The 15175-nt window shown below is 31.9% G+C and carries 3 protein-coding genes; all 3 read right to left on the reverse strand.

What is annotated here, in order from left to right; genetic code table 11:
- Window positions 1-7285, reverse strand: a 7285-nt coding sequence (locus JFL43_RS16860) for a non-ribosomal peptide synthetase (RefSeq protein ID WP_200749958.1), incomplete at its 3' end; no start/stop codon positions are given.
- Window positions 7286-7302: 17 nt separating this feature from the next.
- Entirely contained in the window at window positions 7303-11889 is a 4587-nt protein-coding gene (locus tag JFL43_RS16865; protein WP_200749959.1) for a non-ribosomal peptide synthetase, read from the reverse strand.
- 28 nt (window positions 11890-11917) lie between these two features.
- Window positions 11918-15163 (reverse strand): non-ribosomal peptide synthetase, encoded by a 3246-nt coding sequence (locus tag JFL43_RS16870; RefSeq protein WP_200749960.1) that lies wholly within the window; start codon window positions 15161-15163, stop codon window positions 11918-11920.
- Window positions 15164-15175: the final 12 nt, after the last annotated feature.

Consider the following 15175-nt stretch of genomic DNA (forward strand, 5'->3'; position numbering starts at 1 on the left):
TCATATACTCTGGCAACTCACGCAACAGATATATACGTAGTTCTTCCATTGTTAGTTCTTCATCACTAACATAATAGGCACACAAATATTTTTTACCAAGATGATCCGAATAATCAACTACTACTGCGTTTTGTACAAAATCATGTGCAAGTAATCTCCCACTGATTTCCCCCAGTTCAATACGATAACCACGAATCTTCACCTGATGGTCTTTACGGCCCAAGAATTCAATATCTCCTTCTGGATGTAGTATCCCATAATCTCCTGTACGATACAGTTTTCCAAGATTCGGATGTGTAATAAAGGCCGCTTCTGTCTTTTCTACATCGTTTAGATAGCCTTCCGCAAGTCCAATTCCGCCAATATATAATTCTCCTTGTACCCCTACTGGACAATGGTTCAAATCAAAATTTAATACATAGAACTTTTGATTAGCTAATGGAGTACCATATGGAATGGATGTAGCTCCTGGCTTCATTTCCTTAATCGGATGATAAATGGACCAAATAGATGCTTCCGTTGCACCACCTAAACTAATTACCTGCGTATTAGTAAAGTAACGCTTAATCTTATCTGTTAGATTTAACGGGATCCAATCACCACTTAAAAGTGCTACCTTCATACCATCGTACATAAAATTATCATCAACGTTATCGACCATCATTTCCATAATTGCCGGAACTGAGTTCCAAATGGTGATGCCTTTTTCTTCAACTGTTTGACAAACATCCACAATGTCACGTTGATCTGCGATCAACACTAAAGCTGCACCTGATCCAAGCGATCCAAAGACGTCATATACAGATAAATCAAAGCACATAGAAGATAGACCAATGATTCGATCACTCTCGTTTACTTCAAACTTACGATTAATATCTTGTATCGTATTCGCTGCCGCACCATGAGTAATTACAACACCTTTCGGTCTTCCCGTACTACCAGATGTATAAATGACATAAGCTACGTCTTTAGGATGATGATGACTTTCAAAATCATTAGATGGGTAATTCTCAATACCTTGAAGCTCATACAAATCAGGTTCAATGATCAGTTTACAGTTACTATTTTCTAGAATGTAACTTCTTCTTTCTTCTGGATACTCCGGATCAACTGGTACATATGCTGCACCCGCTTTTAAAATACCCATTACATTGACAATAGTCTCAATTTGTCGGCTAGCTAATACTCCTACAAAATCATTTCGTCCTATACCTTGTTCGTTTAAATAACAAGCAATTTGATTAGAACGTTCATGTAATTCTCGATACGTCATGCTTTCTTCCTTAAACATCACCGCAACTGCCTCTGGCACACGCTTTACTTGTTCTTCAAATAGTGCATGTAATGTTGTGAAAGGAATACCTTCATCTGTATCATTGTATGTCTCAATTATCTTTCTATCATTCTCTGTTATTTTAATATCTACTACACTAGCTGATTCAATTAGTCCATCTATAACTGCTGCAAACTGATTAAATAGAGAATCAATCATTTCAACTTCAAATAAGTCTTCTACATAATCCCAGAATAACCAGAATTCATTTTCTAAAAGGGTCGCTTGGAAATCAATATATACCTGAGAAGTTTGCGTGATTCCCGTTTTCAAGTCACCTAATTGTTCTAAACCAGGTGTAGCAGCCTGGTTTTCTTCTGTTAGAACAGATGTAAATACAAATGGCATTACCGCTTTCCCATGTTCAAAATTATGGAGTTTAATAATATCTCGAATACACTCCACACCTTCATAATGTCTATGTTCTAACGATTCTATTAATATGTCTTGTACATTTTTAGCCTTATTCCATAAAGAACTTTGAGGTTCCAAATGAATCCCTAGAAGAAGACTAGATGTAAAATCACCAACGATATTATCAACATCTTTATGGAATGGATATCGATTAAATACAGTTAGATTAATTGTTAAATCAGATTGGTTACTCCAAAGAGCAAGTACCTCCGCATAAATCGTAGCCAATAACGCAGAAGGAGTTACACCGTGTTGTAAAGATATACTTTTCAGTTTATTCCAATCTTCCTTACTATAAATTCTTTCTTTTCGATTAAACTTTGGTATTTTAATATCTGCTGGATCACACTTTAAAGGTAATACGGGAGCTGTAGGAAAATCTTCTAGCTTTTGTAACCAATATTTTTTATCATTTTCATAAATATCTGATTTCTTAAGCTTTTTGTAAGCCAATAAATAATCACGGAATGTAAACTCCATCTCCGGCAAATTACTATCTAAATTATGATAATAACTCATTAGATCGCTACCTATGATATCCATACTAGCTGCATCCGCAATGAGCAAGTCTCTACCCATGCAAAGCAAATGTTTATCATCTGAAATTCGATAAGCCTTAAATTTAAATAGTGGCCATTGATCCGTTTTAAATACATGGTGTGACATTAAATTACGTTCTTGTTCAATACACTGTTGTTTCTCTTCTTCATTAAGATAACGTATATCCACAATTTCTATTTTGTACTCAGGTACATCTCTCAGAATGCACTGCTCTCCACTTGGTAAAATAATAGCGCGTAGCATTGGGTGTCTACGAATCACTTTATTTAAACTTTTATTAAAGCGCTCCATATCGAATATAGTCTCTACTTCGGTATATACGTGTGTAGCTACCCCTCCCATTTCAAATTCTTCATTTCTTCCTAAGAAGTACGCCATTTGGATATCTGTAAGTGGGAATGGACTATTCACATTTTCAGAATCAAGACTTGCTTCTGGATAAATCGATGCAAAACTACTATCTATTTCTTTATTCACTGATAATTGAGTTGGCTTTTGATTTATACAATGCTCAATTATGCCTAATAAGTTTTTCTCAAAATTTCCTACTAATTTGTTCATGGTCTCTTCTTTATATTCAAACTTGTTATATATGAAATCAAAAACTAACTGCCCTTTAATTACAGCACCTATTATATCTATCGAATAAGCTCTTTCTGAGTTAGGACTAAGCGCTTGTCCACTTGATAACTTAGAAATCGAAAATACATTCATACCTTTCTCTTGATCAAGCTGTCCTAAATAGTTAAAACAGATATTTGGCTGTAGTTCACACTTGAAATTTTGTTTATTCTCTTCATCAGTTAAATATTTTAAAATACCATAACCAATCCCTTTTTTCGGGATGTTTTGTAAATTCTTTTTCACCATATTAATTTTGCTGCTGATTGTGCTTGTCATAGACATATCTAGAATAACTGGGAACATAGAAGTGAACCAACCTATTGTACGTGTCACATCAATATGTGAATTAATCTCTTCACGTCCATGACCTTCAAGACCAATTAAAACTTTTTGCTTTCTTGTCCATTCTTCTAATGTCATTCCAAGAGCTGTCATAAAAATATCATTAATTTCAGTATTATAAGCTAAGTTCGTTTTGCGAAGTAGCTTTTCTGTTTCCGTTAAAGATAATGTTAGTTGTACATTACTAGTATCTTTAATTTTATTTATACTAATAATTTTATCTTTTGGTAGAGTACCAGTCTCGATTTTACCGATTGAATTCCAATACGATATTTCTTTTAGCAAGCTTTTACTATTTGCATATTTCATTAATGTACTTGCCCAGTCTTTATAAGAAGACGTTTTTTCTTGTAAACGGATGTCTTGATTAGAGATTGCTTGTTCGTATCCCTTTGCAAAATCTTCTAGTAAAATCCTCCATGAAACACCATCTATAACCAGGTGATGGATAACAATATGCAAATGATCTCCATCCGATGTCTTAAACAAACCTAGTTTAACTAATGGCCCATTAGTTAAACTAACACTTCCGTGGATATCATTTACAATTTTCTCGATTTTTTCTTCTATGTTTACTTCATTTCTTAACTCTATGACACTGAGATCAAATAATTTATTTGATACACCCAAGTTTTTTTGAATAATTGAATCATCTGAAAAAGAATAAACCATTCTTAATGCATCATGATGAGTAATAATCTGCTTAAATGTTTGTTCTACAGCTTCTATAGTAAATCCATCTTTTCTGTATAGCATAAATGCTTGGTTCCAATGATTCATATTCGTTAGACGTTGCTCAAAGAACCACTTTTGAATAGGTGTTAATGTTATTTCTCCTTCAACCAAACTTTGATCGAATGTCTTATGAAATGTTTTAGCTTGCTGACTCAATTGAGCAATTGTTGAATAATTAAAAATATCTTTGATTGCTACCTTAAGGTGGTACTTCTGTAATCGAGATGTCACTTGAATTGCCTTGATTGAATCACCACCAAGAGCAAAAAAATTATCATGAATACTAACCTGCTCGATTCCAAGTACATCTTGCCAAACTTGTACCAAATTCTTTTCTATTTCATTTCTTGGTCCCTCGTATGTGGCTATTACTTCTTCTTTTATTACTGGTAAAGGTAGACTTTTACGATCAACTTTTCCACTAATATTTAATGGGAAATTATCTAAAGTCATAAAGTAAGAAGGTACCATATACTCTGGTAATTTCAACGTTAAATATTCTTTTATATCCTTTTCATTTAAATATCCTGTCACAACCAGATATGCACATAGATATTTATTCCCTTTGCTATCTTCATTCATTGTGACAAGTGCTTGTTTAATGCCTTCATATTGATGTAAATAGGTTTCAATTTCCCCAATCTCTACACGATAACCTTTAATTTTTAATTGATAATCCATACGACCCATATATTCTATTTTTCCGTCTGGTAAAATTCTTGCTAAGTCACCTGTCTTATACATTTTTTTGTCTGGATCAAATGGATTTGAAACAAATTTTTCTTCGGTTAACTCTAACTGGTTTAAGTAGCCGTTAGCCAGTCCTTCCCCAGCAATACAAAGTTCTCCTGGTACACTGACAGGTTGTAGTTGTTGATCTTGATCAATAATATATAATTGAATATTATCTACTGGTTTTCCAATAGGAATAGATTTAACTTCACAACTTTTAGGACAATCATAATAAGAAACATGAATAGTTGCTTCAGTTGGTCCATAAAGATTTGATAAAGTAATTTGTGTATTCCCTCTCCAAATTTTATTAAAACGATTTACATGCTGAGTTGTAAGTGCTTCACCGCTAGAGAATACTTTTTGAATGGATTTTAAGCGTTTTACATGATTATCCCCAAACTGCAAATAATCTAAGAATGCTTGCAGCATAGATGGCACAAAATGAATAATAGTTACATTATTTCTTTCAATCTCATCGATAATTATTTCTGGGTCTTTTTCTCCCCCAGGCTGTAAGAAACTAAGTGTTGCACCTTGGAAATACCACCAACACAGTTCAAAGACTGATACGTCAAAAGTATATGGTGTCTTTTGCATAATGACATCATTTTCAGTAATTGGATATTTTCTTTGCATCCAATTCATATTATTCACTACCGAACAATGTTTGATCATTACTCCCTTAGGATTTCCAGTTGAGCCTGAAGTATAAATTACATAAGCAAGGTCTTCCGCTGAGTTAATTTTCTCAAGATTCGAACTATTCCCTTTGTAGCACATTTCATAATCTATAGTAATAAATACTTGTTCTAAATCTAGATGGTCTTTAAAATGTGATTGTGTTAATACTACATTTGTTCGACTATCTTCTAAAATGAATTGTACTCGTTCCTCCGGAAAAGCTGGATCAATCGGTAAATAGGCTGCTCCTGCCTTGTGAATTGCCAATATACCAATCATCATTTCAAAAGAACGGTCTACTAACATTCCCACTATACTATTTCTTTGCACTCCACTTTGGCGTAACATTCTTGCTAACTGATTAGCACGCTCATTAACTTCTTGATAAGTCATTGCTTTTCCCCCAAAAATAAGGGCTATTTTTTCTGGAGATGCCTCTGCCTTTTCTTCAAAAAATTCATGCAACAACTTTTCTTTATTATAATTCACCTTTGTATCATTAAATGTATTTATAATTTCATGACGTTCATTTACAGTCATAATGTCGATTTCACTAATTTTAATAGAAGGATTCTCAAGCACTTGCTTTACAGTTTGTTTAATATGTCCAGCAATTCTTTCTATATCTTCATGATTATAAGCAAAAGAATTATACTTTAAAGACACAGATAATTCATCAGTCGGAATTACAATAAGATTAAAATCAAAATTTGTCTGTTCAAATAAATCAAAATCATAAATTTCAAGTCCGCCAAATTGATGTCCACCTAAGAAATCAACTTCCAATGGGACATTCTCGAATGCTACAATATGGTCGATTAACCCTTGTTTTACATCTGAATCAGATTGAATTTTTGCAAGGGGAAAATGACTATGTTCTTCTGAATCTAGCATATAAAATTGTAAATTCTTTACCAGTTTATTAAACTGTATTTCTGGTGCAAATTGAATACGTACGGGATTCGTATTAATAAACAAACCAACCATTTTCTCTATATCATTTATATTCGCGTGACGCCCAGAGACAACTGAGCCAAACACAATGTCATTAGAATTATTGTATCGCTTTAAAACGATACCCCAAATAGCTTGAAATAATGTACTTAATGTCACATTATTATTACGTGCAAGTGTCATTAATCTATTTGTTTCATTTTTATCAATCGTAAAATGAACCTTTTCCTGTGCATATCCTTTTACTTTATTTTGTCTACGCCATGGTAATTGAGTTGGTTCAGTGAATTCTTCTAAGTAGTTCTTCCAATACAAACGGGATTCTTCATTATCTTGATTATTTAACCACTGTATATACTTATTATATGGTTCTATTTCTTCTAAATGTGTGTTACGATTCTCAAAAAAAGCATGATACATTTCAAATAGCTCTTTAACAATTGTGCTTAAACACCAACCATCTACGATAATATGATGAAAACTAAAAACAAATTGAAAATCCTGATCTGCTGTTTTAAACACTGAAAGACGAATTAATGAATCTTTAGTTAAATCAAAACCTATTTCCTTATCTTTTTGTTTGAATTGCTTTAAAATCTCTAATTTATCATCTTTCTTTAGTTCAGTGATGTCCTTAAACTTCACTTCATTTTTTCTTTGCTCTAACACAATTTGAATTGGTTGTTTAGCTTTGTCATAGTTAAATATTGTACGGAATACATCATGCCGCTGAATCAAAGATTGAAAGCTTTTTTCTAATAGATTCAACTGTAAATCTCCTTTTACTCCAAAAGAAAGTTGTACAAGGAACGTATTTTTATTTTCTTCTAACAATGAATGGTATAGCATCCCTTCTTGCATAGGTGTTAACGGATAAATTTTTTGCATTACTTGTTGGGTTGACATCCAAAAATCTCCTCCTATTATTCATTAATATTAAATTGTATTTCTGCTTCTAGTTCCTTTAAATCATTGATTGAAATTCCTGAATACCCTAAATCTGTTGGTGTAAGTTCTATGCTACCCTTATTTATACAATGCTTAGTTACTTTTTCTAATTTTTGTATATACAAATCAGATAAAGCTTGAACAGTTTCTTGAGAGAAGCGTTGAGTGTTATATATAAATTTCAAATATAGCACTTCATTAGCTATAATCCCTTTTAACAGAATCCCATCGGCTATATCACATTCAACACAAAGATTTAGAAGATGCGATAAGTCATTGATTTCCGAACATAATTTATCTGCAAAGAAATTTTTAACATTTAGGTATCTAAACGTGAGATCAATACTTAAGTTATAAGGTATATTAATGTTATTCGTATATTTTCTAACATCTTTCCTTATTCCATAGCTAAGGATCGGTTTCGGAATACTCTTTAAATCTTCTTTTACACTTTTAATATAGGAGCCAAGTTCCGATTCCTGCTGAATATTTAATCTCACTGGATAGTTAACCATATAGTTACCAATCGTTTGTAATGAGTTGATTTTTTCCAGAAAAATCTCACGTTCACTGTTCTCTATACTAATGATCAAGTGAGAATTTCCATTCCATTGACTTACTGCTAATCCTAGTGCTGCAAGGAGAAGATCGTTAACGTTTGTATTGTAAGATTGATTCGCTTTTTTTAATAATTGTGCTGTTTTTTGCTTTGATAACTTTTGCGTTAGATATTTATACCCTAGCATTGAACTATGATTCAATTGACTTTCAATTCGTAAAGCTTCTTTTTTGCTAACTATACTTTTCCAGTAATTAAGTTCATCATCATGCACTTTTTCATTACTTAAATTATTAAGTTCTTCTGCCCATATATGGAATGAACTTGTTTTTTGAGGCAATTCTACTTTCCTACCTTGCGACAATTGATTATATATCATTGAAAAATCCTTACATATAATCTGAATAGACTCATCATCTATAAGCAAATTACAAATACAACCTAGCAAGTAATCTCCATTAACCGTACGTATTATTTCTAATTTTATAAGCGGCCCACTCACCAAATTAATTTGTTGCTGCATGTCAAGACTTTTCAGTTCTAAAAATTCAAAAATATCTCCTTGCGATTTATATTTAGTTACTTTAAACTCAAACGAATCAAGATAAACATCATCGATAAATTGATTTATTTTTCCATCTGTAATTTTAAAATAAGCCCGTAGCATCTCATGATGATTGACTAAATCTTCCCATGTATCTTGTACAACTTTTTCTTGAAATCCATTTTCTTTATACAGCAGAAACATTTTCCCTAGAGAACTCTTCTTTTTATAATAATTTTGGTAAAAGGTTTCTTGAACAGGGCTTAAAGGAATACCACCTATATACTTTTCCTTTACACCTTTGCTTGTTGAAGTAATACGAGATGAGAAATCAGCAATTGTAGGGTTTTTAAATAAATCTTTGACATTCATAATTAATTCTTTTTCACGAAGTCTAGCAGAGATTTGAATTGCTTTTATAGAATCTCCTCCTAAGTGAAAATAATTGTCAAAAATACCAACTTTTTGAATACCCAGCACTTCTTTCCAAATACCCACTAATGTTCTCTCCAATTCATTACGAGGAGACACATAGTTTTGACGATTTATATTTTCCCAATCCGGTATCGGTAATAAACCACGATCTACTTTACCATTGGTATTAAGAGGTAAAGATTGCATTTGGGCAAAGAAAGATGGAATCATATAATCTGGCAAACGTTTAGATAAATAATCTCTTAGTTCATCACTTAATACTTCTCTCCCCGCTACAAAATAGGAACAGATTTTTTTTACGCCATTTGAATCTTCAATAGTAATAACGGTTGCTTCTTGAATCGAATTGTGTTGTAGAATTTCATATTCAATCTCTCCAAGTTCAATTCTAAACCCTCGTAATTTCACTTGATGATCAATTCTTCCCATAAATTCAATGGATCCATTCGGTAACCATCTTGCTAAATCACCCGTTTTGTATAAACGTTCCTTTGAAATAAAAGGATTTTCAACAAATTTTTCTTCAGTTAGCTTTGGATTATTTAAATACCCTCTTGCTAAACCGTTACCAGCGATACATAATTCACCAATGACCCCTACTGGTTGTATATGATTTTCATTACTCAGAATATAGATTTCTGTATTTGCAAGAGGTACACCAATTGGTACGGTATCTAAAATATCTTTTACATCATTTACATTATAGTATGTAGAAAAAACTGTACTTTCAGTAGGTCCATATACATGGACAATCTTCTCTTTACCCATATATTTAAGTGCTTTTCTTACATGAGTCACGGAAGCACGTTCTCCACCAAATAAAACCTTACGAACATTAGAAAAACTTTCAATATTAACATCTACTAATGTATTAAATAAAGCTGTTGTGACAAAGAATATTGTAATCTCTTCTTCTATAATCTGTAATAAATTATTCATATTTAAGATTGCTTCTTTTGTAATTAGGACTAGCCTAGCCCCATTTAATAAAGCACCAAAAATGTCAAAAGTAGAACCATCAAAAGCATAATTAGATAACTGTAACAAAGTATCTTTTTCTGTAATATCAATATAATTTGTATTCTTTACAATTCTAGTTACGTTTTTATGTTGTGTTAAGATACCTTTTGGTTTTCCAGTTGAGCCTGAAGTATACATGACATAAGCTAAATTTGCTGCATTGCATATTCTATTTGGATTAGCAATTGACTCTTCTTGCATTTCCTCAAATAAATCCTCAATAACCAAGTATTCAATAAATTCCTTACCATTCACTTGCTCTAAAATATCTTTTAATTTCTCTACATATGAACGTTGTACTAAGATTACAGATGTTCTAGAATCTTCAAGTATCATAGTAAGTCTATCAATGGGGTTTTCTGAATCCATTGGAAGATACGCAGCATTTGATTTTAATATACCTAACATACTTATTATCATTTCGAAAGAACGATCCACCATTAATCCTATTAAATCATCTGGTTGAACTCCTTTTTTTTGCAAAAAATTCGCTAATTGGTTAGATTTTACATTTAATTGTTTATAAGAAATTTTTTCTTTATTAAATACAAGTGCTGTATTATTTGGTTTCTCATATACTTGTTTTTCAAATAAATCAGCAATCGTTTGATTATCTGGATATTCAGTTTTAGTATTATTAATCTCAGATAAAAAGTGGTGCTTTTCTGCTAATGTAATTAGCGAAATATCCTGTAGTGATATAGATGGATTATCACATACATCCATAACTACTTTTTGAATATGACCAACAATTTGCTGAACCAATTCCTCAGAAAAAGCATTTGCATTGTAGATAAATTTAATATTTATCTCCTCACCTTGAGAAATAGTCAAATTTAAATCATAGTTGGTATGCTCTATTACTCTTACTTCACCAATCTCTACCCCTTGATGAGCCATTACTTCTTTCCACTTTTTGTTTACTGGATTGTTATCAAAAACTAAAATATGATCAAATAAGCTTTTCCCAATTGAATGTTTTTGAATTTCAGAAAGTGGTAAATAATCATATTTTTGTGTTTCTAATGCCTGTTCTTGTAGTTGGGTCATTAAGTCATAAAATGATTGATTATTCTCTTTTGAGACACGTACAGGAATAGAATTGATAAAAAGTCCTACCATCTTATCAACATCACTAATTTCTGTTGGGCGTCCTGCCACCACTGTTCCGAATATTACATCGTGACAGTTATTATATTTTTGTAATATAATTCCCCAAATAGTTTGAAACACAACATTCAATGTAACCTGATGGGATCTAGCAATTTTTTTGAGTGTATTGGTTATACTTTCATCCAATTTAAAATTATATTCTTGTAGCTTATATTCTTCTTTATCGTTCTCTTTAGTTATATATGGAATGGATGTCATCACTTCAAATTTATCTAAATTTACCTTCCAATATTCATTCGCAGCCTCTCTATCTTGTTTTTCTAGCCATTTAATATATTGACTAAATGGTCTATGGCTAGTTAAAGAATGAATCTCTTTATTCTTTAAAGATGCATACAAACTACATAACTCATTAAAAATTAAATCCGAACACCATCCATCCATTATGATATGATGAAAACTAAATATTATTTTCCATTCGTTTTCTTCAGCTTGTAAAATAGATAAACGAACCAGGGGATCTTTTGTTAAATGAAATCCCCTTTTTCTATCCTTTTTTAAGTATTCTTGAACAAACTGATTTTTCACTTCTTTAGAATAATGAAGCAATTTCTCCACATGTATCTGAATTGGACGTTCACTCAATACAACTTGAAGAGGCTTCTTGAGTTTTTCATATAAAAAAGTAGTCCTAAATACATCACATCTTTCATTTAATAAACGAAAACTTTCCACAAGTAACTCAATATCTAATGTCCCACGCATTGGAACTACCATCTGCACTAAATAAGTATTGGAATCTTGATCCGTCAGCGTATGAAAGAGCATTCCCTCTTGCATTGGAGAAAGAGGATACATATCCTGTACATGTTCCTTTTTAAAGGTACTCACTATTCTCACCTACATGAATTATTTTTTATTATTCTAATGATTCTGATAATAAAAGGAATATATTATCTACCTCTGCATTATCTAATTCTTTATAAGTAAAATCACTGGGGGTATATTCCACCTCCTCTTTATGAACACAATGCTCTATAATGCTAACAAGATGAAATTTTATATTTTGAGCCAATTGATTCATTGTTTCAAATTTATAGCGCTGCTCATTATAAGAAATGGTTAAGTAAAGTTTGCTATCTTCAATAAAACAAGTAATATTAATTTTAAAGTAAAGTTCACTTCTCTTACTTAAATTACCTTCTCCATCCGGTCCCAATGATTTTATGTTACTAAAAAGAGAGGGCGCGAACAGTTTTGATGACATGTCCATTTCAAATTGACCTAAATAATTAAAATTAATTTCTGGAACTATGGAAAAGTCCAAAGTACCATTAAGATTTTTTGGTGTTAAGTATTTTAACACCTCATAACCGATTCCTTTATTTGGGATTCTCCTTAAGTCTTCTTTGATTCCTTTAATTAATTGAGATAAATTATCTGCATTACTTAAATTCAAAATAACAGGACATTGAGATGTAAACCAACCAACTGTTCGAGAAATGTTTACATGAGATAATATTTCTTCACGTCCATGAGCCTCTAAATTTAAGACTATTTGAGTCTCACCTAACCACTCTCGCATGGCCAACCCTAAAGCTGTTAATAAAATATCATTTACTTCAGTGTTATATGCGCGATGAACATGTTTTAGTAAATGTGTCGTATGCTCTGGTGAGATTTCTACATATATACTAGCTTTATTATTTTGTATATTTTGTTTTGGAACACTTTCATCAGGTAGGAAAAAACTTTTAGCCTTTTCTTCTACCTCTTCCCAATAAGGAATCTCATCTAATAATTCTCGACTATATGCATATTTATTAAGTTCGGTAGACCATTCATAAAATGAATCAGTTTTAGCTGGCAGTACAATATTTTTGTTATTAATGGCTTGTAAATACGCGCTAGAAATATCTTCAAGTAAAATACGATATGAGATTCCATCAACAACTAGATGATGAATAGAAAGGAACAAGTGATCACCCATTGTTGTATGAAATAAGCCAACCTGTACTAATGGTCCTCGAAATATATTTATACTACTTTGCATTTTATTTATTTCATTATTAATAAAATTACGCTGATCTACCTCTACTGGAACATTAAATTTTTGAAATTTGAATAAGTTATTCTCGATTCCACGATTTACTGGCAACACTTTTTGATTCTCTATTTTATAAACCAGTCTTAATGCATCATGATGCTCTAAAATTTTTAAAAACACAGAACGAAGAGCTACTTCGTTATATCCATGTGGATTATACAGCATAATTGATTGATTCCACTGCTCCATATCTGTAAATTGTTTATCAAAAAACCAATGCTGAATTGGAGTCAGACTTACTTCCCCCTCAACAAGTCCCTGATTGCTTTTACTCTTAACTCTTTTTATACAATGACTTACCTTTTCAATAGTCGGATTCTCAAATAGATTTTTTGTCTCTAATTTTAAATGATAAGCATTTAATTTTGCAGCTACTTGTATAGCCTTAATCGAGTCTCCACCCAACTCATAAAAATTATCATGAATACCAATCTTATTAGTACCTAAAACCTCTTTCCAAATTCCCACCATTATAGATTCAATATCATTTCGTGGTGATAGATAATTACTGTTGTTATAAACATCCTGTGGCTCGGGTAAAGATTTTCTATCGATCTTTCCATTCATGGTTAACGGTATTTTCTCTAAGAGTATAAAGTAAGATGGAATCATATAATCTGGAAGAAATTGTTTTAAATACTCTCTCATATTAATACAATTCATCTCGTTTTCAATCACATAATAGGCACAGAGATAACAGTCATTATTACAATCATTTCGAACAATAACTACGACTTCCTTAACTTGATCATGTTTCAATAATAATGATTCGATTTCTCCTAATTCAATACGATGACCACGTATCTTAACTTGGTGGTCCATTCTGCCATGGAACTCTACATTTCCATCAGGCAACAAACTTGCAATATCTCCAGTGCGGTATATCTTTTCTCCTTGTACAAAGGGGCTATCCACAAATTTTTCTTCAGTCAATTTAGAACGATTTAAATAACCTCTTGCTAATCCAACACCTCCTATATAGAGTTCTCCCAATTCTCCTGTTTTAACTAATTGTTTTTTTTCATTTAATATATAGATGTTCGTATTCTGAATTGGAACCCCAATTGGAATTAACTGAGATGTAAAGTCCTTTGATGGCGCTATCCATACAGTACTACAAATACTTGCCTCAGTCGGGCCATATGCATTAACATAAATAACTGATTGTTTCCACCTATTAACAAGATTTTCTGAAGATGCCGACCCTGCTGTTATAAGTAATCTTAGAGAAGGCATAGTTTCTGGCTCTAAATATAATGCATATGTAGGTGGTAAAGTCATTACTGTTATATTGCTTTGTTGAATATACTTTTGAAAATCAACAAAATTATTAATAATATCTTTAGTGATAATGTATAAAGTTGCCCCATTTAATAGAGTCATAAAAATTTCCCATATAGAAGCATCAAATGACATACTTGCAAACTGCCCTATATTATCTTGACTTGATATACCAAAATTATTTTTCCAAAGTAATTCAAGGTTAACAATTCCTTTATGTTCTAACATTGTACCTTTAGGTAATCCAGTAGTACCTGATGTATAAATGACATAAGCCAAATCAGTTAGTTTACTAGCTAAATTTAAGTTCTCATTGGGTTGCTCTGAAACATTTATATCCTCAAGTACTACCTTGTTTCCTTCAAAGGAAATCTCTTCTACAAGATGACTTTGTGTGAGTAAAATGTTTGCTTGACTATCTGATAACATATATTGAATTCGTTCCACAGGATACTCAATATCAATAGGAAGATACACTCCACCTGACTTTAATATAGCCAAAAGCCCAACAATCATATTTAATGACCGTTCCATTACTACTGGTACAACTACATCTTTAGAAACATTATTTTTTACAAGTATACGAGCTAATTGATTTGCCTTTTCATTTAGCTGACGATATGTTAGTCGTCTATCCTTAAAAACAACGGCGATTTTATCTGGACATTTTTCCACTTGTTCCTCAAATAAACCATAGATGCTTTTATTAACTAAATGGCCTTCTACATAATTTGTGAATTCCTGTTGAAATTTTGTGCTTTTTCCATTCTCATTCATGCTTATCCTCCT

The organism is Viridibacillus soli, from assembly GCF_016612995.1.
GTDB lineage: Bacteria > Bacillota > Bacilli > Bacillales_A > Planococcaceae > Viridibacillus > Viridibacillus soli.

Excerpts from the sequence above, each read along its gene's own strand:
- JFL43_RS16870 (WP_200749960.1), bottom strand. The coding sequence starts at position 15,163 with ATGAATGAGAATGGAAAAAGCACAAAATTTCAACAGGAATTCACAAAT.